Annotated in this window: 24 protein-coding genes; 19 read left to right on the top strand and 5 right to left on the bottom strand. The window is 36.5% G+C overall.

Translation table 11 applies throughout. From position 1 onward, the window contains the following. Window positions 1–106 precede the first annotated feature (106 nt). From V7M80_RS08335 to V7M80_RS08395, 13 genes are all read left to right on the top strand, one after another. A complete protein-coding gene (locus V7M80_RS08335; RefSeq protein WP_333695412.1) occupies window positions 107–1390 on the top strand; it encodes a citrate synthase in 1284 nt (427 codons plus the stop codon). Window positions 1391–1536: 146 nt separating this feature from the next. After that, complete coding sequence (locus tag V7M80_RS08340) at window positions 1537–2454, top strand: dimethylarginine dimethylaminohydrolase family protein (RefSeq protein WP_333695414.1); 918 nt, start codon at window positions 1537–1539, stop codon at window positions 2452–2454. Between the two features lie 55 nt (window positions 2455–2509). Further along, window positions 2510–3445, top strand: coding sequence for a citrulline utilization hydrolase CtlX (gene ctlX, locus V7M80_RS08345; protein WP_333695415.1), 936 nt, complete (start codon window positions 2510–2512; stop codon window positions 3443–3445). 184 nt (window positions 3446–3629) lie between these two features. Beyond that, window positions 3630–4382: a hypothetical protein gene (locus tag V7M80_RS08350; RefSeq protein ID WP_333695416.1), complete on the top strand. Its 753-nt coding sequence runs from the start codon at window positions 3630–3632 to the stop codon at window positions 4380–4382. A gap of 15 nt (window positions 4383–4397) precedes the next feature. Beyond that, a complete protein-coding gene (locus tag V7M80_RS08355) occupies window positions 4398–4901 on the top strand; it encodes a hypothetical protein (RefSeq protein ID WP_333695417.1) in 504 nt (167 codons plus the stop codon). 122 nt (window positions 4902–5023) lie between these two features. Further along, window positions 5024–5347, top strand: a complete 324-nt coding sequence (locus V7M80_RS08360) for an ArsR/SmtB family transcription factor (protein WP_333695418.1) — start codon at window positions 5024–5026, stop codon at window positions 5345–5347. Window positions 5348–5384: 37 nt separating this feature from the next. Then, entirely contained in the window at window positions 5385–5861 is a 477-nt protein-coding gene (locus V7M80_RS08365) for a DUF6428 family protein (RefSeq protein ID WP_333695419.1), read from the top strand. Window positions 5862–5968: 107 nt separating this feature from the next. Then, window positions 5969–6583: a class I SAM-dependent methyltransferase gene (locus V7M80_RS08370; RefSeq protein ID WP_333695420.1), complete on the top strand. Its 615-nt coding sequence runs from the start codon at window positions 5969–5971 to the stop codon at window positions 6581–6583. A gap of 1 nt (window position 6584) precedes the next feature. After that, window positions 6585–7196, top strand: a complete 612-nt coding sequence (locus tag V7M80_RS08375) for an arsenate-mycothiol transferase ArsC (RefSeq protein WP_333695421.1) — start codon at window positions 6585–6587, stop codon at window positions 7194–7196. A gap of 1 nt (window position 7197) precedes the next feature. Then, window positions 7198–8283, top strand: coding sequence for an ACR3 family arsenite efflux transporter (gene arsB / locus V7M80_RS08380; protein WP_333695423.1), 1086 nt, complete (start codon window positions 7198–7200; stop codon window positions 8281–8283). A 44-nt stretch (window positions 8284–8327) separates the two neighbouring features. After that, the gene (locus V7M80_RS08385) at window positions 8328–8765 is read left to right on the top strand and encodes a DUF1801 domain-containing protein (RefSeq protein ID WP_333695425.1); all 438 of its coding nucleotides are present in this window, start codon (window positions 8328–8330) and stop codon (window positions 8763–8765) included. Window positions 8766–8783: 18 nt separating this feature from the next. Continuing rightward, window positions 8784–9329 (top strand): DUF4256 domain-containing protein, encoded by a 546-nt coding sequence (locus V7M80_RS08390; protein ID WP_333695427.1) that lies wholly within the window; start codon window positions 8784–8786, stop codon window positions 9327–9329. 10 nt (window positions 9330–9339) lie between these two features. Then, window positions 9340–9600: a hypothetical protein gene (locus V7M80_RS08395; protein ID WP_333695428.1), complete on the top strand. Its 261-nt coding sequence runs from the start codon at window positions 9340–9342 to the stop codon at window positions 9598–9600. A gap of 125 nt (window positions 9601–9725) precedes the next feature. Here the strand turns inward: V7M80_RS08395 and V7M80_RS08400 are convergent, their stop codons facing one another. From V7M80_RS08400 to V7M80_RS08415, 4 genes are all read right to left on the bottom strand, one after another. Next, a complete protein-coding gene (locus V7M80_RS08400; RefSeq protein ID WP_333695429.1) occupies window positions 9726–10031 on the bottom strand; it encodes a hypothetical protein in 306 nt (101 codons plus the stop codon). An 87-nt stretch (window positions 10032–10118) separates the two neighbouring features. Then, window positions 10119–11543, bottom strand: a complete 1425-nt coding sequence (locus tag V7M80_RS08405; RefSeq protein ID WP_333695430.1) for an SDR family oxidoreductase — start codon at window positions 11541–11543, stop codon at window positions 10119–10121. Window positions 11544–11590: 47 nt separating this feature from the next. Beyond that, window positions 11591–12214: a MarC family NAAT transporter gene (locus tag V7M80_RS08410; RefSeq protein ID WP_333695432.1), complete on the bottom strand. Its 624-nt coding sequence runs from the start codon at window positions 12212–12214 to the stop codon at window positions 11591–11593. Between the two features lie 66 nt (window positions 12215–12280). Continuing rightward, a complete protein-coding gene (locus V7M80_RS08415) occupies window positions 12281–12709 on the bottom strand; it encodes a hypothetical protein (RefSeq protein WP_333695433.1) in 429 nt (142 codons plus the stop codon). 143 nt (window positions 12710–12852) lie between these two features. On the opposite strand from V7M80_RS08415, the gene V7M80_RS08420 reads away from it, so the two are divergent. Further along, a complete protein-coding gene (locus tag V7M80_RS08420; RefSeq protein WP_333695435.1) occupies window positions 12853–13212 on the top strand; it encodes a CoA-binding protein in 360 nt (119 codons plus the stop codon). 48 nt (window positions 13213–13260) lie between these two features. Here V7M80_RS08420 and V7M80_RS08425 read toward each other — a convergent pair whose 3' ends face one another. Next, window positions 13261–14700, bottom strand: coding sequence for a sodium:solute symporter (locus tag V7M80_RS08425; RefSeq protein WP_333695436.1), 1440 nt, complete (start codon window positions 14698–14700; stop codon window positions 13261–13263). A 140-nt stretch (window positions 14701–14840) separates the two neighbouring features. Here V7M80_RS08425 and recR point away from each other — a divergent pair, with 140 nt between their 5' ends. The 5 genes from recR to V7M80_RS08450 all read left to right on the top strand — a co-directional run bounded on the left by recR (window position 14841) and on the right by V7M80_RS08450 (window position 21192). After that, window positions 14841–15461: a recombination mediator RecR gene (recR, locus tag V7M80_RS08430; protein ID WP_333695438.1), complete on the top strand. Its 621-nt coding sequence runs from the start codon at window positions 14841–14843 to the stop codon at window positions 15459–15461. Window positions 15462–15525: 64 nt separating this feature from the next. After that, complete coding sequence (locus V7M80_RS08435; RefSeq protein ID WP_333695440.1) at window positions 15526–16317, top strand: polysaccharide biosynthesis/export family protein; 792 nt, start codon at window positions 15526–15528, stop codon at window positions 16315–16317. Between the two features lie 12 nt (window positions 16318–16329). Further along, window positions 16330–18795 carry an exopolysaccharide transport family protein gene (locus V7M80_RS08440; protein ID WP_333695442.1) on the top strand — a complete coding sequence of 822 codons (2466 nt, stop codon included), beginning with the start codon at window positions 16330–16332 and terminating at the stop codon, window positions 18793–18795. Continuing rightward, window positions 18795–19790 carry an SDR family oxidoreductase gene (locus V7M80_RS08445; protein ID WP_333695443.1) on the top strand — a complete coding sequence of 332 codons (996 nt, stop codon included), beginning with the start codon at window positions 18795–18797 and terminating at the stop codon, window positions 19788–19790. Before V7M80_RS08440 ends, V7M80_RS08445 begins: the two co-directional genes overlap by 1 nt. Before the next feature lie 10 nt (window positions 19791–19800). After that, window positions 19801–21192, top strand: a complete 1392-nt coding sequence (locus V7M80_RS08450; RefSeq protein WP_333695444.1) for a UDP-glucose 6-dehydrogenase — start codon at window positions 19801–19803, stop codon at window positions 21190–21192. Window positions 21193–21194: the final 2 nt, after the last annotated feature.

Below are 21194 nucleotides of genomic sequence, written 5' to 3' on the forward strand. Positions count from 1 at the left end.
TATACTAAATTTAACGAAAACGATAGAGATAAAATTTTAACATTCTTGCAAAATTCCGTAATTTCGCATTAAACATTGTTTATATATACAAATTACATACAAAATCATGTCAAAAACTGCAATATTAAAATTCGATGGTAAGGAGTATGAATTTCCGGTGATTGTTGGAAGTGAAAATGAAGCTGCTATCGATATCGAACAATTACGTGCCTTAACCGGTGCAATTACACTTGATCCGGGCTACAAAAATTCCGGTTCCTGTAAAAGCGAAATCACTTTTTTGGATGGAGAAGAAGGTATACTTCGTTATAGAGGGTACTCAATCGAAGATTTGGCCGATAAAGCAAATTTCCTAGAAGTTTCCTATTTATTGATTTTTGGAGAATTACCTACCAAAGCTCAATTGGAAAAGTTTGAAAATGATATTCGCAAATATACATTGGTAAACGAAGAAATGAAAAACATCATCGATGGTTTCCCTAAAACAGCCCATCCGATGGGAGTTTTAGCTTCGCTTACGAGTGCATTAACCGCATTTAATCCAAAATCGGTTAATCCGCATAATGAAAAAGAAATGTATGAAGCCGTTTGTAAAACCATGGGTAAATTCTTGGTTATTGCAACATGGACTTTTAGAAAATCAATGGGTTATCCTTTAAATTATTACGATAATACTAAAGGTTATGTGGAGAATTTTATGCATTTAATGTATGAACTTCCAACAGGGCCCTACAAAATTGACCCAATTGTTGTTCAGGCATTAGATAAGTTATTCATACTTCATGCCGATCACGAACAAAATTGTTCTACATCAACTGTGCGTATAGTAGGTTCATCTCATGCCGGATTATTCGCTTCAATCGCTTCAGGAGTTTCTGCACTTTGGGGACCGTTACACGGGGGAGCCAATCAAGCAGTATTGGAAATGTTGGAAGAGATTCACAAAAATGGTGGAGATGTTGCTAAATACGTTCTTAAAGCAAAAGACAAAGATGATCCGTTCCGTCTTATGGGATTCGGACACAGAGTGTACAAAAACTTCGACCCACGAGCTACTATTATTAAAAAAGCAGCCGATGATGTTTTAACGGCTCTTGGTGTAGACGATCCTTTATTAGATATCGCTAAACAATTGGAAAAAGTTGCCTTAGAAGACGAATACTTCAAAGCAAGAAACTTATATCCAAATGTAGATTTCTATTCCGGAATTATTTATCGTGCCCTAGGTATCCCAACCGAAATGTTTACGGTTATGTTTGCTATTGGTCGTTTGCCGGGTTGGATTGCACAATGGAAAGAAATGCGAGTGAATAAGGAACCTATTGGTAGACCTCGTCAAGTGTATGTAGGTTATCCGTTACGTGATTTTGTTCCCATGGATAAGAGATAATTTCAATTATACTTTGATAAAGCCTTCTTTTTAGAAGGCTTTTTTATTGAATTAATATTAATTAGTTATTAAAATTATTAATGATTCAAAAACATTGCTTTTGGAAACCCTTTTTTTATCTTTGTAAAAAGTCAAAAGCCACGTTTATGCTACCACTAAATATACAAAATGAAACTTCCCGATTGAGGGCCGTGGTGTTAGGAACCGCAGTTAATAACGGTCCAACACCTACCGCCGAAGAAGCCTATGACCCAAAATCACTTGAGCATATCCTAGCAGGGACCTATCCTGTTGAAGCCGATATGATTAACGAAATGGAAGCGTTTAATCAAGTGTTTAAAAAGTATGATGTTGAAGTCTTTAGACCGGATATTATTCCTAATTACAATCAAATTTTTAGTCGTGATATTGGTTTTGTGATAGATGATATTTTTATTAAGGCCAATATTTTACCTGATAGAGAAAAAGAATTGGATGCTATTCAGTATGTTATTGATCATATCGACCCTAAAAAAGTAGTTCGTCCACCGGAGGAAGTACACATCGAAGGGGGAGATGTCATGTTGTGGAACGATTATATTTTCATTGGCACTTACAAAGGCTCCGATTACAAAGATTACATTACAGCTCGCACGAATATGCAGGGTGTAGAATACATCAAGCAATTATTTCCACATAAAAAAGTAAAAGAATTTGACTTAGTCAAATCCAAATTGGAAGCAAGAGACAACGCCTTGCATCTGGATTGTTGCTTTCAGCCCGTTGGTACCAATAAAGGAATCATCTACAAAAGTGGTTTCCGTGAAGAAGCCGATTATGTATATTTAGTAAACCTTTTCGGGAAAGAAAATTTGTTTCACATCACCCGTGATGAAATGTACCATATGAATTCCAATGTGTTTTCTATTGCACCGGATGTGGTAGTTTCTGAAAAGAATTTCACCCGCTTAAACCATTGGCTTCGCGAAAATGGTTTCACTGTAGAAGAAATCCCATATGCCGAAATAGCCAAGCAGGAAGGACTTTTAAGATGTTCAACACTTCCATTAGTAAGAGATAAATAATAACAGGTTTTTAGCACTAAGCAACCTGAAACTTGAAACCTGAAACAAAAAAATTATGAACCAAACCACCAATTCCATCTTAATGATTCGACCCGTTGCGTTCCGTATGAACGAGCAAACGGCTGTAAATAATTATTACCAAAAAGTGTTAGAAAACACCACTCCTTCAACCGTAAACGCCAAGGCTCAAAATGAGTTTGATGCTTTTGTAGAAAAACTACGCAAAGTAGGCGTAAACGTAATTGTGGTAGAAGATACGCTTGACCCGGACACACCCGACAGTATTTTTCCCAATAACTGGATTTCCTTTCACGAGAACGGTGATGTAACATTATATCCTATGTTTGCCGAAAACCGAAGAGCAGAACGTCGGGAAGATATTTTAGATATTTTGGAAGACAAAGGATTTGCCATCAATGAAATCATGGATTATACTTCTGCCGAAGAAGACGGCTTCTTTTTGGAAGGCACCGGCAGTATTGTCTTAGATCGCGATAACGGAAAAGCCTATTGTGCTCTTTCGCCTCGTGCGGATGAAGAATTATTCATCGAGTTTTGTGAAGATTTTGATTTGGCTCCCGTGATATTTGAAGCCTATCAAACCGTAAACGGCGAACGCAAACACATGTACCATACCAACGTGATGATGTGCATTGCCGAAACGTTTGCCGTAATTTGTGCCGATTGCATTGACGACAAACAAGAACGTAAAATGGTGTTAGATAATCTAAAAGCTGACGGAAAAGACATTATTTTAGTAACCGAAGACCAGGTGAACAACTTTGCCGGAAACATGCTGCAGGTAAAAGGCAAAGATGACAAACGCTATTTGGTGATGAGCAATTCTGCTTACCAGAGTTTAACAAAAGTTCAAATTCATAAAATTGAACAACACTGCGAAATTTTACACGCCAATTTGGATACCATTGAAGCCTGCGGAGGCGGAAGTGCCCGCTGTATGATGGCGGAGGTGTTTTTGCCACTTTCATAAAATTAAGATCAGATAACCTATGTAATCCAACTTTTAACAGAGTTGGATTTTTTGTTTTGCATTATTGTCAATTCATAATAAGTTTATCTAAATGACGTTTTTAGAATTTATTATCAATAGTATGAGTCAATTGTTATTAATTTATATTTTTAAAATTAAATTTTATAAATAGGCCATGCTATCAATGTTTAAAATTTTCATATTATCTTTTTGTCTCTTCATATCGTTGCCCAATATTTACGCCTGCAGCGGTTATAAAATCACCAAAAACGGTAAAACATTTTTTGGCAGTAATGAAGATGCCTGGCGATTAACACCTCATTTGTGGTTTGAAACGGCTAAAACAACAGATACCTATGGTGCGGCATTCACCGGTTCGCGGTGGGATGGAAAATATGGTTATGCCCCGCAAACCGGCATGAATGAAGTAGGTTTGGCTTTTGAGCGATTGGCTTCGTATCATCCGTTTCAAAAAACTACAGGAAATAAAAAACCGATTACAGAGCCCACCAATTTTTTAAAAGAAATCTTAAAACGCTGTAAAACCGTTGAAGAGGTTAAGGCTTTTTACAGCCAATACGACCACAGTTATTTTATTGAAGATGTTTTTATTTATGTAGATTCCACCGGAAAATATCTAATTGTAGAACCTTATCAATTGACCATTGGCAACGAACCCACGTATGTGATTGCCAATTTTTGTCCGTCTATTACCAATAAAGAAAAAGCTTTTCGCATGGACAGGTACCGAAATGGTGTGGAGTTTATTGAAAAAGAATACGAAGCTTCATTTGCTTATTGCCGTGAATTATCCAAAGCGATGCACGTTTCCAGACCCAAAATTGGCGATGGAACGCTCTTAACCTCCAATTGGAATTTGAATGACCTTACCTTTCAATTGTATTTTTATCATGATTTCGAACATTCAATCTCGTAAGATTTAAAAACCGAATTGGCCAAAGGCGATCGTTTGATTTCTTTACACGAATTATTTCCGCCCAATAAAGCATTTAAGCAGTTGGCAGCCTATCAGATTCCGCAAAATAATATGAAAATTGGTTTGATGCTGGTTGGTTTTGGTGGCTTGTTTTTTGTAACGGCTTTGTTTTTCTTGGTGCAAATGGTAGTCAAACAAGCAATACGTCAGTATCGATTCTTACCTTTAGGGTTGATTTTATTGGGATTGCTGTTTACGTATTACATGTTTGTGTTGGTTACGAACATGTCGATTTTTTATTTTCCATCGCCTTATCAGGATGCTTCTCGATGGACGGTTACTTTGACGTCTTATTTGCCTTATTTGTTAGCGTTGTTGATTATTCCTTTTTGGTACTTTACTTTTAAATTATTTCGGCAATCCAATTGGGCAAAATGGGACATTGGTTTGGTAACTCTGAATCTTCTGGCCTATACGGTTTTGATTGGATTTTTTGTGTATTGGCAGTTTTACTTTTAAACTTTCAAACTGTTCTGCCATAGCTACGATATGATGATTTTATGTAAAGTACTGTTTTTCATTAAAAAACTTGTTTATTGTATTGTTATATCGTAATATTGCAATATAATAATTGAAAGAACATGGGAGCATCAAAATTAGATTCTTTTTCGGTGGAGCAGAATGAAATGGCTACCTTATTTAAAGCACTTTCACATCCGGCACGGATTGCGATTGTTGATTATTTACTGACGGTTGACACCTGTATTTGTGGCGATATTGTTGAGGTTTTGCCTTTGGCCCAGCCAACGGTTTCACAGCATTTAAAAGAACTCAAAAATGCCCATATTATCAAAGGAACGATTGAAGGAACTGCCATTTGCTATTGTCTTAATCCGGAAACGATTGCTAAAATCGAACATCATTTTGGTGCGATTCGTCAAAAGTTGAAGAATAAGTGTTGTTAGCCAATCACTAATTACTAATCACTAATTACTTAAAAAAATGAAACTATCAGAAATTAAAATAGCCTTACAAAAATTAGCCACCATCGCTTTTCAATTGCCAAACGGCGATTTAGTACCCAGCCATTTTCATGTAACGGAAGTGGGAAAAGTGACCAAACATTTTATTGATTGTGGCGGAACGGTTCGCACAGAGGAAGTTGTTAATTTTCAACTTTGGGAAGCGAATGATTACGATCATCGTTTACACCCTGAGAAACTGTTACATATTATTGAATTATCCGAAAAAAAATTAAATCTGCCCGATGCAGCCATTGAGGTGGAATACCAAATGGCAGCCACCATTGGTAAATTTGATTTGGATTTTGACGGAACCAATTTTTTATTGACTTCTAAACTTACCGATTGTTTAGCGAAAGACAAATGTGGTATTCCGCCCGAAAAATTAAAAGTAAAAATAGGTGAGTGGAAGCCAAAAGCTACTGCTAGTTGTACACCTAATTCGGGTTGTTGTTAAATTAAGAATCAAAAGAATCGAAAGAATAAAAACAATCAAAAAAATTAAAAATAAATCTTTTGTGAACTTAGTGCCTTCTTTGTGTGCTTAGTGGTTAAGTAATGAACATGACAGAAAAAAAACAACATTGGGAAAACGTATTTTCTACCAAAAAAGAAACAGAAGTAAGTTGGTATCAGACCAAACCCATCACTTCTCTTCAATTCATACAAGCATGTAAAGTGTCCAAAGCCGCCAGAATCATTGATGTTGGTGGTGGCGATAGTTATTTGATTGATTATTTATTGGAGTTGGGTTACACCAATTTAACTTTACTTGATATATCAGCAACTGCCATTGAACGGGCGAAAAATCGATTAGGAGAGAAAGGGAAAAATGTCACTTATGTGGTTTCTGACAGTTTGCATTTTCAATCGGATGATCCTTTTGACGTATGGCATGATCGGGCTTCATTTCATTTTTTTACAGCAGTAAATGATATTGAGCAATACAAAAAAAATGTAATTGCAAATACCCATGAACACGCACAGGTTATCATTGGAACATTCTCGGAAGAGGGTCCATTAAAATGCAGTGGTCTGCCTATTACACAATATTCAGTTGAAAAAATGGAAGCGGTTTTTGGAGATAATTTTGAATTGGAAAATTGTTTAACCGAAGACCATCAAACGCCATTTGATACGGTTCAGAATTTTATTTTTTGTCATTATAAAAAACGATAATATGTTTGAAAATTTATCGAATACAATCGAATCTATTGCTAAAATGGCTGTTCCAAACGAACGAAAAGCAGTTTTGCAACCTTTAGTAGATTACCTTCAAAACAAAGTGAATCGTAACGACGAAATCCGATTGAATTTTATTTGTACCCACAATTCCCGGAGAAGTCATTTGTCGCAAATTTGGGCACAAACAATGGCGTTTCATTTTGGAATTAAAAATGTTTTTTGTTATTCCGGTGGAACGCAAGCTACGGCGATGTTTCCCAAAGTAGCCGAAACATTAGTGCATCAAGGATTTGATATTCAACAATTGAGTGAAACTGAAAATCCGGTTTATGCGGTCAAATTCGATGAAAATCAGCATCCGATTATTTGTTTTTCCAAAGCCTATTTTGATGATTTCAATCCGAAAAGTAAGTTTGGAGCGATTATGACTTGCAACAATGCCGATGAAGGTTGCCCGTTGGTTTTGGGAGCAGAAGCCCGTTTTCCCATCAAATACGATGATCCAAAAGCTTATGACGGAACCGAACTCATGAATGAAAAATATGCCGAACGCAGTTTGCAAATTGCGAGTGAACTCTATTTTGTCTTTTCTCAAATCAAAAAATAATATGTCAGCTACCGATTGTTTTCCTGTTGCAAACCGAAAGAAATTAAGTTTTTTAGACCGCTATTTAACCCTTTGGATATTTTTGTCGATGTTAATTGGAGTTGGAATAGGGTATTTTATTCCCGAATCTTCCGGATTTATCCATTCTTTTTCTTCGGGAACGACCAATATTCCTTTAGCTATCGGATTAATTTTGATGATGTATCCGCCTTTGGCTAAGGTGAATTACAGTAAAATGGGCGAAGTATTTCAGAATACAAAAGTTTTGGGAGCTTCTTTACTGTTGAATTGGGTAATTGGTCCTATTTTGATGTTTTTCTTAGCCTTGCTTTTTTTAAACGGTTATCCCGAATACATGATAGGCGTTATTTTGATTGGATTAGCTCGATGCATTGCCATGGTAGTCGTTTGGAATGATTTAGCCGATGGAAACCGAGAATACGCCGCCGGTTTGATTGCATTAAATAGTATTTTTCAAGTGTTGTTGTATAGTGTTTACGCCTATCTTTTTATCACGGTTTTGCCACCCTATTTTGGGTTTGAAGGTTCCATTATTGATATTCGCATCGGACAAATAGCGGAGAGTGTTGGGATTTATTTGGGTATTCCGTTTGCGTTGGGCTTTTTGAGTCGGTATGTATTGATTAAGATAAAAGGAGAAGACTGGTTTCAAACAAATTATGTTCCGATTATTTCACCTATCACGTTGATTGCTTTGTTGTTTACGATTGTCTTGATGTTTAGTTTGAAAGGCGAGTTAATTGTTCACATTCCTTTGGATGTGGTGCGAATAGCGATTCCGTTGGTGATTTATTTTGCGGTGATGTTTGTAATCAGTTTTTTCATTGGAAAATATTTTGGAGCCGATTATTCCAAAGCTACCTCCATTGCTTTTACAGCAACCGGTAATAATTTTGAGTTAGCTATTGCGGTGGCTATAGGTGTTTTTGGCATCAATAGCGGACAAGCCTTTGCGGGAGTTATTGGTCCGTTGGTGGAGGTACCGGCTTTGATTGCGTTGGTGAATTTAGCTTTTTGGTTTCGGAAGAAGTTTTTTGTTAAATCGGAAATAATAAGAAACGAATAGATTACAAACGTTTTAATTTTTTATCTTTGATTAAAGACTTCTTTATGGCAACCAATAAAACTACAGCAACCCAAGTTAGTGTAACCGATTTTATTCATTCATTTGTAGAGAATGACCAAAAAAAGGACGATAGTTTTCGGCTTATCGAATTGATGAGGGAATGGTCCGGTTTTGAACCTTATATGTGGGGACCAACTATCATCGGTTTTGGCAGTTACCATTACAAATATGCCAGCGGTCACGAAGGTGATGCTCCTATGCTTGGTTTTTCTCCTCGAAAGGCTGAATTTTCGTTGTATGTTTACTCTCCCAGAGAGGACAACAAACATTTGTTGGATAACTTTGGGAAATATAAAATGGGAAAAGCGTGTATTTATATCAAAAGACTTTCGGATATTGATATTTCCGTTTTAGAAGCCATGTGTCGCGATTCGATTGCGTATTTGGAAGAGCATCATGAGTGTAGTTGTCACAAAAAATAACTTCATTTATTTACTATAATGACTGAATCAGCACGAACCTCATTTATATCCGTTTTGGAAGAACGATTCATTTTAAATCAACATCTGCATAGTGGTGTATCTTGGAATGACGTAAAAGCAAAGTTGCTGGGTCAACCGGATAAATTGGAAGTATTGTATCAAATGGAGGTGAGTGGAGGCGAACCGGATGTGGTTTTTTTTAAAAGCAATCCGAACACCTTATTCTATTGTGATTGTTCTAAAGAAAGTCCCGTTGGTAGAAGAAGTTTGTGTTATGATGAAGCAGCATGGCATTCTAGAAAAGAAAATAAGCCCAAGGCAAGTGTTGAGTTGATGTGTCAACAAATGAAAATAGAATTACTGACTGAGCAAGATTATACAGAATTGCAAGCGTTCGCTTCATTTGATTTGAAAACTTCGAGCTGGTTGTCCACACCCATTTCAATTAGGGAAAAAGGAGGAGCTATTTTTGGCGATAATCGATTTGGTAGAGTATTTATTTATCACAACGGAGCAGAGTCTTATTATGCTGCCAGAGGATTCAGAGGAAAATTAGAGATTTAATTTAGTATGTATGATTTTGGTAGTTGCAAAAGGTATTGTCATTCTGTTTGCTATTGTTTTCTTTTTGGCCGGAGGAATCATGTTCATACGACCTTTGCTTTTTCGTAGTTGGATAGCCAAAGCCGGTAGTACGCCATTGATTAACTATAGTGAAATTACCATACGGTTGATTCCTGCTATGGCTATGGTGTATGTGGCTCCCGAAACGAAATTGCCCTTATTTTTCCAACTTTTCGGATGGATTATGATTGTAACTTCTATGGTTTTGTAAGTTACTCCCCGAAAAGCACACCATCAACTTTCGTTGGGGTTTGCTAATAAATTAAAGCCGGTATATCTGCAATGTATTGCTCCTTTAGCTTTTGTAATTGGGATGGGATTGATTTATCTTTTATTTTAGCTTCCGGCAAACGGTGAACCAAAAATTCCCACTGCTAATTCTGCCCAAATTAAAAATAATACAAACAAAATAAAACCACAGAGTAGAAGTCGTTTTTGGGTTGACCGAATGGTTCTCAACACAAATTCAACAGCTAAACCGGTACCCAACAATAGTATTCCCGCCACAATAAAATCAAAAGTATTCCAGTTTACTTCGTCAGTAAATTGCATTGCTACCATTGGGATGAGAAGAATCATACCTACTACTAAAACAATTACGGTTAGTCTTTGATTGGGTGAAATTTGAAAATTCGCTTTCATTGGATTTGTTTTTTTGATTGTTGATGATGCAAATATAATAAAGTACTTTGAAAAACAAAGTTTAAATATCTTTTTTTTTTTTAACGATTAACCTCGAGCCATATTTTGGATCATTCCTTTGAAAATAAAAAAATGAAAAGGAACCAAACTATACCAATACAATCTGCCAAAAATACCTTTGGGTCTAAAAGTTGCAATTTGGTGTAAAACATTTTGGTCATCAATTCTAAATTCAAGCCAAGCTTCACCCGGAAGTTTCATTTCGGCAAATAAAAGCAAGCGTTTTTCATCTTTATTGGCTAAGATAACTCGCCAAAAATCAAGTGAATCACCATTGTCCAAATGGGTGGGGTGGGTCCTTCCTCTCCGCAAACCAACACCACCCACTAATTTATCGATAAAGCCTCGCAATTGCCACATCCAGTTGCCGTAATACCAGCCTTTGGTTCCGCCAATGGTCCAAATATTTTCAAGAACTTTTTCCGGATTTTCAATTTTTATTTTTTGCTCATCTTTTAAACAGCCAAAAGTTGGAACTTGAATAAATTCAGATAAGTTGTGTTGAAATTCACTGCTCACTAAGCTGTCTTTCCAGCTTGAAATGACCAAGTTTTGTTCGATTTTGATAAAGGCTAATTTGATGGCATCGGTATAGGAAATAGGTTTGATGCCCAACATTTTTTGCAAACGGTTGTCTTTACAAACAACTTCCATTTTCATGCTATCTACTAAATTCATAGCTAATTTATAGGAAGTAGAGGTAACAAAATACAACCAATAGGATGATAATTTTGGGGTCATCACCGGCACGGTATAAATCCAATTTTTGAATCCTCTGGTTTTGGCATACAATTGCATCATTTGTTTGTAGGTGAGAACGTTGGGTCCGCCAATATCAAAGGAGTCATTGTAACATTCTTCTTTTAGTAACACGCCCATCAGGTACTGAATTACATCGCGTATGGCGATGGGTTGTGTTTTGGTTAGCACCCATTTTGGGGTAATCATAAAGGGCAATTTTTCGCAAAGGTCTCTTATGATTTCAAAAGAAGAACTACCTGAGCCCACTATGATTCCGGCACGAAGTACAGTGACATTATCGTTTCCTTGGTATAAAATATCTTCTACATTTTTGCGGGATTGTAAATGTTTTGAAAGGGTATCATTGTTTACAATGCCACTTAAATACACCACTTGCTTTACACCAATATGGTTTATGTATTGGTTAAAATTCTCAGCTGCTTTTGATTCCATTGTATCAAAAACTTGGGTGGAAGACGACATAGAGTGAATTAAGTAATACGCTACATCAATGGCTTTGGGTGTACTTTCGAAAGACACCTCTTCTAAAAAATCTACCTCCCAAATGGTAATGGATTCCAACGTTGTTTTGTCTAATCCCAAACGATTTTTGTCTCTCACACAACATATAATTTCATGCCCGGCAGCTAAAAGTTCGGGTAAAAGCCTTCTGCCAACATAGCCATTAGCTCCTGTAAGAAGTATTTTCATTGTTCCTAATTTTTCTAAAGGTACTCAGAAAAGGTATTGAACAAACGTTAAATTGTTTTGAAAATATTTACTACCGAGCTACTAATGTATTGTACACCAATAGCAATCACAATAAAACCGATAATTCTGGAAATCGCTACAATGCCCGAAGCTCCCAAAATTCTGGATAAGTAATGAGCACTTTTCAATACAAAATAGATCACAATAGCTACTGCCAAAATAGCACAAACAGCAATAACTTTTTCACTAATTTGAGTGTAGTCCTGATAAAAAGCAATCAATAATGAAATGGAACCCGGGCCAGCAAGCATAGGAATGGCTAAGGGAGTTAAGGCAATTTGATTGCGAGTTTGGGCATCGTTTTCAACTTTTTTATTTACCCCTCGGGTTTTACTGAACTTTCCTGTGAGTAAAGAAAATCCGGAACTTACAATAATTAAACCCCCGGCAATTCGCAGGGCATCTATACTAATGCCGAAAAATTTTAACACATACTCGCCAATGAAAAAAGAGATAATCAAAATAATAAACACATCAATGGCTGTCCATAAAGAAACTCTTGAACGTTCTACTTTGGTATAATCTTGTGTCAATCCCACAAATATAGGTACAGCACCTAAAGGATTTAACACAGAAAATAAAGCGGCAAAAATGTAGATAAATAATTCCATTGTTTTTTTTACAAAATAAAGGTAACACTTTTAGAACAAAGTTACCAAATGAATAAAACAAAGTTACTATAATTCATCTATACTTGTAGGTAAATTTTCAGTTTTCAAACGCATAAGTTTCTCCATGAAGTTTGAGAATTTTTTATTAGGAATGGAGTTGTCAACGGTTATGTAATGTTGGTCAATGTGAAAGGTGTAGGAGTTTCCCGGTTTGTAAATTACCAATTTATAGTACGGAATCACTAATGAATAACTTTCTAATAAGGAACGAAATCCAATGATGATACCTTTGGGACGCAATTCGATGTTACACCAATTCAAGTTATGGTCTAACGAAAGCAATTGATGAATTTGCTCGCTGGATTTAACAATGATTAAACGAGGAGAACCAATGCCATTTAATTTGAAATTCTCAAGAATACTGAAAGGTCTCCCTAAAATTTCATTTATACGTGATGTTGTTTTTTTGTCGTTGTATGAGGTGTTTACAAGCATCTGTCTAAGGTTTAATTCGATTTTTAAATTTAAAATTACCTGAAAATACTCGAATTGGAATTCAGTTTAATAGAGGTTTAAGATTTGTTTAGGCATTTTTTCATTTGCTCAAAAAAATGTACTTTTATAGAAATTTAAATTTCATGAAAAAAACATTGGTAATCGGAGCTTCAACCAATCCCGAACGGTATTCATTTAAGGCCATAAACAGTTTGCTACAAAAAGGCCATTCGGTTGTTGCCATTGGACAAAAAGTTGGAGAAGTGAGTGGTGTAACCATTCAAACTAAGCAAATTCCGTTTACCAATATTGATACGGTTACGTTGTATTTAAATCCGACTGCTCAACGAGATTATTACAATTATATCGTTCGATTAGAACCCAAACGTGTCATTTTCAATCCCGGAACCGAAAATCCGGAGTTTTATAGCCTATTAAAAATTAACGGAATAGAAGTTGAGGTAGCTTGTACACTGGTGTTGCTTGCTACGAATCAGTATTAGAAGTTGTCGGTAATCTATTATCTGTAAACTACAACTGTAAACTACGTCTTACCTTTTGCGAATGAGCATCAATCCTATAAAAGTTAACAATCCGTTTACTATTAAGATTTCAAATCCGAATTCAAATCCAAACCAAGCCTTGCTATTCAGGTTGAGAATAACAGATGAAATGACAGCAAAAATGGCAACAATGGGTACCCATTTATCTTTTACTTTCCATTGAGTAAACAGTCCAAAACTGTAAAGTCCCAATAAAGGGCCATAGGTGAATCCGGCAAATTTTAATACTTTGTCAATAATGCTGGCATCTTCTACAATATATTTGAATCCTAAAATCACAACTATAGAAATTAATACAAACATTTTATGGATTTGTTTTCTTACAACTACTTGTTTTACCTTGTCATATTTTTTTTCAATTTCCAATATGTCAATGCTAAATGAAGTAGTTAGCGATGTCAAAGCACTGTCGGCACTAGAATAGGCGGCTGCAATTAATCCCAAAATGAAAAAGAAAGCTACACCTATACCCAGGTATTCATTGGCTAAAATGGGGAACAATTGATCTTTGTGAGCCTCAATGTTATATTTTAGAGCATATTCAGTAAACAACAACCCCATAATCAAGAAAAGAAAATTTACAAAAGTGAGTACAATAGTAAACCAAAACATATTTTTTTGTGCATCTTTTAAACTGCGGCAGGTGAGATTTTTTTGCATCATATCTTGGTCGAGTCCGGTCATTACTATGGCTATAAAAGCACCGGAAAGGAATTGTTTCCAAAAATAATTTGGTGAACTCACCTCGTCAAAAAAGAAGGTTTTTGAAAACTCACTTTCGGCAATAAATCCCGAAATCGTGTTGATATTTAATCCTAAATCTTGAGAAACCGTAACAATACAAACCACAACGGCTATTAGCATAAAAAGAGTTTGCAAAGTGTCTGTCCATAGTATGGTTTTTATACCGGATTTGTTGGTATATACCCAAATTAAAGCTATAGTTGCCGTTACCGTAAGGGCATACGGAACATTCAATTTGTCAAAAACCAGAGTTTGAAGTACATCGGCCACCAACATTAGACGCAAATTAGACCCAACCGTTCTTGAGATAATAAAAAACCAAGCTCCGGTTTTGTATGCATTTCGCCCAAAACGATCTCCCAAATACGTGTAAATTGAAGTCAGATTTAAACGGTAATACAAGGGTAATAAAACGGTACCTATGACTAAGTATCCAACGATATATCCTAAAACCAGTTGGAAGTAAACAAATTGAGAAGCTTCAACTTTACCCGGGACCGAAATAAAGGTAACGCCTGATAATGAAGCTCCAATCATCCCAAAGGCAACCAAATACCAAGGCGAATTTTTATTGGCTTTAAAAAAAGCTTCATTGCCTTCGTCTTTTTTACTGATAACGTTCGAGAAAAGGATCAAAACAGCAAAATAACAGAGAATTAATAGGAGTATGTGAAAGGGTTGCATCTAATTTTTTTTAAGGGGCAAAATACAAAAAGTGATTTAATTACAAGGTAAAAACGGAGTTCTTTTATCGCGTTAAAAAAACGTATTCTTTCTTTTTTATTTTTTGTGTGTTTTGATTTCAAAACAGTAAATTTGACCTTATGGAATTTGCGTCAAAATTATTAGAAAAAGCGGTACAAGAAGTGTCACAATTACCGGGTATAGGAAAACGTACGGCATTGCGATTGGTCTTGCATTTGTTGAAACAACCCAAAGAACAAACAATCTATTTAACTCAGGCACTACAAAACATGCGGGAAGATATAAAGTTTTGTTCTCAATGTCATAACATTTCAGATACAACACTTTGTGAAATTTGTGCCAACAACAACAGAGATGGTGGATTGTTATGTGTAGTAGAAGACATTCGGGATGTGATGGCCATAGAAAGTACCAATCAATTTAAAGGAAAATACCATGTTTTAGGTGGTAAAATTTCTCCCATAGACGGTATAGGTCCCGGTCAATTGCATATCTCAACCCTGGTAGATAAAGTAAAAACAGGAGCTATTCGCGAAGTAATATTTGCTTTAAGCTCAACAATAGAGGGCGATACAACTAATTTTTATATTTACCGTCAGATTAAAGATTTGCCCGTTAAAACGTCTACTATTGCTCGTGGAATTTCTGTAGGAGATGAATTGGAATATGCAGACGAAGTTACCTTGGGTCGAAGTATTGTAAATCGTATTCCTTTTGAAAATACCATGAAGAGCAATTAATTAAACGCATTCTTTTTTGAAATTACATTTGAAAAACTATCTTTGTTTGCTAAAATTTTTTTAAATGAATAAAATTGCATTTTACGGGTTGCTTTTCCTGGGTATTTTGGTAGCATCTTGTGTTCCTACTAAAGATTTGATTTATCTGCAAGATAAAGATTCAAGTACGAACAAACCCGTAATTTCTGAGGTTAACAAAAAACCCTATCGCATTCAGGCTAATGATGTTTTAATCGTAAATATAAAAACGATTGATCCCACACTTTCCGAAATGTTTACACCAACCAACTCAAATACGCAAAGGGTTCAGTCTGAACAAGCTTTGTATTTTGAAGGTTTTTCGGTTAATGATCATGGCAATATACGGATACCGGTTTTGGGCGAAGTTAATGTTTTGGGTTATACCTTGGATGAGGTTCGATTAAATATTGAGCAAAAATTATTGGACGAATATTTCAAAAAAGAAGCCAATTTGTTTGTGAGTGTTCGCTTAGCTGGTCTTCGTTATACTATTAATGGTGAAGTTGCCTCTCCGGGATCTAAAGTTTTGTATGTAGAGCGGGTAAGTATACTAGATGCGGTGGCCAATGCCGGTGATATAACGGTGACCGGAGATCGTAAAAATGTGGTTATAGTTAGACAATATCCTCATGGTATCGAAATGCATACGGTTGATTTAACATCTCGGGATGTGTTGTCCTCTCCTTATTTTTATTTACAACCCAATGATTACATATTGGTAAATCCGCTCAAAGAGAAATCTTGGGGTACGGGAACTACAGGACTACAGTCTTTAGCCACCATAATTTCAGTACTTTCATTGGTAACAACACTTATAATTTTGATTCAGCGATAAACAAGAAACAACATGCTCGATTCTCAAGATTTTTTAGCAAATGAAAATCAAAATAAGTTTGATTTTAAAGGCTTTTTGATTAAAACCGGAAGTTATTGGCGGTGGTTTGTTGTCAGTTGGATAGTAGCCTTTTTGGTGGCTTACAATGTAAATGTTCGCAAAGAGAAAATTTATGCCATGGATACCACCATTGTTATTAAAGAAGAAAACAATCCGTTTTTTACTTCCAATACCAGTTTGGTTTTCAATTGGGGAGGAACATCCGATCAAGTACAAGGGGTGGCTTCAAAAATAAAGTCTCGGTCACACAATGAAGTAGTAGTGAATAGACTGGATTATTTTATTGATTACCTGCAAAAAGATAAATACTACATGAAAGATGTTTACGGCAAAGTTCCTTTTGTCGTAAAATTAGATCGAACCAAAGATCAATTAATTAAAAAAATTATTGGGATTCAATTTGTTTCGGAAAAAGAATACGAAATTTCAGTGAATTTTGAGGAAAACAGTGCCGGTTTAATTAATTACGAAACCAATCAAGAATCGAGTACTTCCGTTCGTGAAGGGATTTTTAAAAAACGATTTCAAATTGGCCAACAAGTTAACTTACCTTTCCTAAATTTTCATTTAGTACTCACCAAAAATCCCGGATTTTACACCGGAAATCAGTATTTTATAAAGTTCAACAGTTTTGATGAAACGGTGGTTAAGTACCGTAAAATTAAAGCCGATGTAGAGCCCAAAACGCCGTCTTTGATTAAACTTTCATTAGAGGGAACCAATAAAGCCCGTTTGGTAGATTACCTTAACAATACGGTAAAAGTATTAATCAAAGAACAATTAGATCGAAAAAATCAATTTGCTACAAACACTATTGCATTTATAGATAGCACCCTTTTGGCAATGGATAAGCAATTGAAAGACAATGAAAAGGAGATTAAAGATTTTAGTCGCGGTAAAAATATATATCAAATTGAAAGCGGAGGTAATCAAATTTCTACAAAACTCCTTCAATATGAAGTAGAAAAAGATGCCATAACCCGAAAAATTGCGTATTACAATTCTTTAAAATCCTATTTAACCAAAAGTATCGATTTTTCTAAACTGCCTGCACCTTCTGTAGCTGGAATAGAAGATCCAAATATCATTCAAAATGTTACCAAATTAATCAATTTGTCTACCCAACGTTCGGAAATGGCCTACACCATTAAGAATGAAAAAATGTTTCGAGATTTGGATAACGAAATTGAATCTCTTAAAAAGGTAATTCTAGAAAATATAGCAGCAGCCAAGAATATTTTAGATTACGATTTAGGGATTGTAAATTCCCGAATTTCTCAAGCTGAAGCCACTATAAGTAAACTGCCTGAAGATCAACAGGAGTTAATCAAAGTGAACCGAAAATACAATTTGAATAATGTTATTTTCACCAGTTTCTTAGAAAAACGTAACGAAGCCAATATTGTTAAAGCTGCAAACTTAGCCGATATTAATTTTATTGATACTGCCAAGGATATTGGTGGTGGTCAAATTGGTCCAAATACCGGTGTCAATTACATCATTGCTTTTTTACTGGGATTGATTCTTCCTTTACTAACCATTTTCGGAATTTTCTTCCTAGAGAATGCCATTCTCAATACCGATGAAATTGCAAAACTCACCACATTACCTTTAATTGGGGTAGTAGGGATTAAACAAACCAAGTCGAATATTTCAGTTTATGAAAAACCAAAGTCTGCTTTAGCTGAATCGTTTAGAGCCATTCGTTCTTCATTGCAGTTTATGTACAAAAAGCAAAAAATAGAAGGCTCCAAAACCATTATGTTAACCTCTTCCATTAGTGGTGAAGGGAAAACTTTCTGTTCTATCAATATTGCAACGGTTTTTGCAATGAGTGAAAAGAAAACAGTTATTGTAGGTCTCGATTTACGTAAGCCACGTATTTTTGATGATTTTGATATCAAAAATGATATTGGAGCTGTAAATTATCTCATCGGACAGAAAAATCTGGATGAGGTGGTTCAAAAAACACACATCCCTTACTTAGATGTAATAACATCCGGTCCTATTCCTCCTAATCCTTCAGAATTACTTATTGGAGATTTAATGGATAAGTTCATGAAGGAACTCAAAGAACGTTACGATTATATTATTTTGGATACACCACCGGTTGGTTTGGTTGCCGATGCCATTGAATTGGTAAATTATGCCGATGTAACTTTGTACATTATGAGACAAAATTACACCAAGAAAGACATGGTGAGTTTACTTAATAACCGATACCAAAGAGGGGAATTAAAGAATGTTAGTATTGTATTCAACGGATATCAAAATAAAGCTAAGTATGGCTATGGCTATGGCTATGGTTATGGCTATGGATACGGCTATATTTATGCTAATAATTCCTATGGGTATGCCGAAGATGATGCTCCCAAAGGGTTCTTTCAAAAGTTGAAACGAAAACTATTTAAAAAGTAATGCAAGACAATTCAAATATAAAGATACTTATTACCGGAGGTGCCGGATTTATTGGGTCAAATTTGTGTGACTACTTTTTAACCCAAGGGTATGCTGTGGTGTGTTTGGATAATTTTGCTACCGGTTTTCGGAAGAATATTACTCCTTTTCTGGAAAATCCAAGATTTGAATTGATAGAAGGGGATATTCGGGATAAGGCTACTTGTGAAAGGGCGGTTCAGGGGGTTACCTATGTGTTGCATCAAGCGGCGTTGGGTTCGGTGCCGCGATCTATACAAGATCCTGTTACCAGTAATGAAGTTAATGTATCGGGGTTTTTAAATATGTTGGTGGCTTCTCGTGATGCCGGTGTGAAACGTTTTGTATACGCAGCCAGTTCTTCAACCTATGGGGATTCGGAGGCATTGCCTAAAGTAGAGGAGGTAATAGGGAAACCGCTTTCTCCTTATGCTATTACTAAGTATGTGAACGAGTTGTATGCCGGAATTTTTAGTACTACCTATGGAATGGAAACTATAGGGTTGCGGTATTTTAATGTTTTTGGAAGAAGGCAAGACCCTGCCGGGGCTTACGCTGCCGTAATTCCTAAATTTGTAATGCAGTTTATGAATCACGAGAGTCCGGTGATTAATGGTGACGGTCAATTTTCGCGTGACTTTACCTATATAGACAATGTGGTTCAAATGAATGCTTTGGCTTTGCAAACTACGCGTCCCGAAGCGGTAAATACCGTTTACAATACGGCTTATGGCGATCGGACGACGTTGCAGGATATGGTGTATTTGTTGCGAACCTATTTGGCCGAATACGATCCGGTAATAGCCCAAATTCCGGTGGTTTACGGACCTCCACGTGCAGGCGATATCCCGCACTCGTTGGCCAGTATCGAAAAAGCCCAACGTTTGTTGGGGTACCAACCTCAGTTTTCTTTTGCCCAAGGGTTGAAAGAGGCCGTTGCTTGGTATTGGAATCATTTACCTCAATTAAAGAAATAAATAAAAACAGATGAATATTACCAAGATTTGTTGCATCGGAGCCGGATATGTAGGAGGACCTACCATGGCAGTTATTGCTCAGAAATGTCCGCATATTCAGGTAACCGTTGTAGATTTGAATGCCAAACGAATTGCTTTGTGGAATGATCCGAATTCGGAGAACATTCCAATTTATGAACCCGGGTTGAGTGAAGTGGTTCAGGAGGCTCGTGGGCGAAACTTGTTTTTTTCTACCGATGTAGATCAGGCTATAGCCGATGCAGATATGATTTTCATCTCTGTGAATACCCCAACCAAAACCTATGGAACGGGTAGAGGACAGGCAGCCGATTTGAAATATATTGAGTTGTGTGCCCGTCAGATTGCCCGAGTTTCAAAAACCGATAAGATTGTAGTTGAAAAATCTACCTTGCCGGTACGTACCGCCGAAGCTATCCAAAGTATTTTGCACAATACCGGTAACGGCGTTAAGTTTCAAATTTTATCCAATCCGGAGTTTTTGGCCGAAGGTACCGCTGTGGCCGATTTGTTGCAACCCGATCGGGTTTTGATTGGAGGCGATACCACTCCCGAAGGACAAAAAGCTATAGAGGCTTTGGTTTCGGTATATGCTCAGTGGGTTCCCAAGGATCGCATTTTGACCACCAATGTGTGGTCTTCCGAATTGTCTAAATTGGTAGCCAATGCTTTCTTGGCACAACGGGTTTCGTCTATCAATGCGATTTCGGAGTTGTGTGAAAAAACCGGTGCCAATGTAAACGAAGTAGCCCGAGCTATCGGGATGGACAGCCGTATTGGACCTAAATTCTTAAAATCGTCGGTGGGATTTGGCGGTTCTTGTTTTCAAAAAGACATTCTCAATTTGGTTTACATTGCCAAGTCGTATGGTTTGCAGGAAGTAGCCGACTATTGGGAGCAAGTTATTTTGATGAACGACCATCAAAAACGCCGTTTTTCTAAAAATATCGTTTCTACTCTATACAATACGGTAGCGGATAAAAAAATTGCCTTTTTGGGTTGGGCTTTCAAAAAAGATACCAATGATACCCGCGAATCGGCAGCTATTTATGTGGCCAATGATTTGCTCTTTGAACAAGCTCAGTTGGCTGTATACGACCCCAAGGTGTCGCACGAACAAATGCTTTCTGATTTGAATTATTTGCAATCCCGTTCCGATGCTGAAAATGAGCGTATGGTTACGGCTTATGACAACCCGTATGCGGCTTGTGAAGGTGCTCATGCTATAGCGGTTTTGACCGAATGGGACGAATTTAGAAGCTACGATTGGCAACAGATTTACGACAAAATGAATAAACCTGCTTTTGTATTTGACGGACGTAATTTGTTGGATAAAAAAGCCTTGGAAACTATCGGATTTAAATACCAGGCCATTGGGTCTTAAAC

This window comes from Flavobacterium sp. (assembly GCF_036759525.1).
Lineage (GTDB): Bacteria > Bacteroidota > Bacteroidia > Flavobacteriales > Flavobacteriaceae > Flavobacterium.